2 tRNA genes and 1 rRNA gene are annotated in these 497 nt (G+C 49.3%); all 3 read left to right on the forward strand.

Annotated elements, in window-relative coordinates:
- Positions 1–81 (forward strand): 16S ribosomal RNA (locus E2491_RS12620); the annotation flags it as partial.
- 93 nt (positions 82–174) lie between these two features.
- Positions 175–251: transfer RNA gene (locus tag E2491_RS12625), tRNA-Ile, on the forward strand.
- Between the two features lie 21 nt (positions 252–272).
- Positions 273–348: transfer RNA gene (locus tag E2491_RS12630), tRNA-Ala, on the forward strand.
- Positions 349–497 lie beyond the last annotated feature (149 nt).

The raw sequence follows: 497 nt of genomic DNA on the forward strand, positions 1-497 counted from the left end.
CCGCCTAAGGTGGGACAGATGATTGGGGTGAAGTCGTAACAAGGTAGCCGTATCGGAAGGTGCGGCTGGATCACCTCCTTTCTAAGGATATTGTGTGACCCCTTGCGGGGAACATCACAACACAGAAACGTGACGCACTTGGTTGTTTAGTTTTGAGGGTTCAACCTTCAAAAGGGGCCTATAGCTCAGCTGGTTAGAGCGCACGCCTGATAAGCGTGAGGTCGGTGGTTCGAGTCCACTTAGGCCCACCATATAAATTTCATACCCAATACGGGGCCTTAGCTCAGCTGGGAGAGCGCCTGCCTTGCACGCAGGAGGTCAGCGGTTCGATCCCGCTAGGCTCCACCAACCACACTCTTTCGAGTGGGAAACATCACTCGGAATTTTTTACTGTGTGAAAATCCTGATCTTCTTCTTTCTTCTATAGAAAGAGTGATCAGATTCGTTCCTTGAAAACTGGATAACGACATCAAACAAAGCAAGATAAACCGAGAATC

This window comes from Jeotgalibacillus sp. R-1-5s-1, from assembly GCF_004405105.1.
Taxonomy (GTDB): Bacteria; Bacillota; Bacilli; order Bacillales; family Jeotgalibacillaceae; genus Jeotgalibacillus.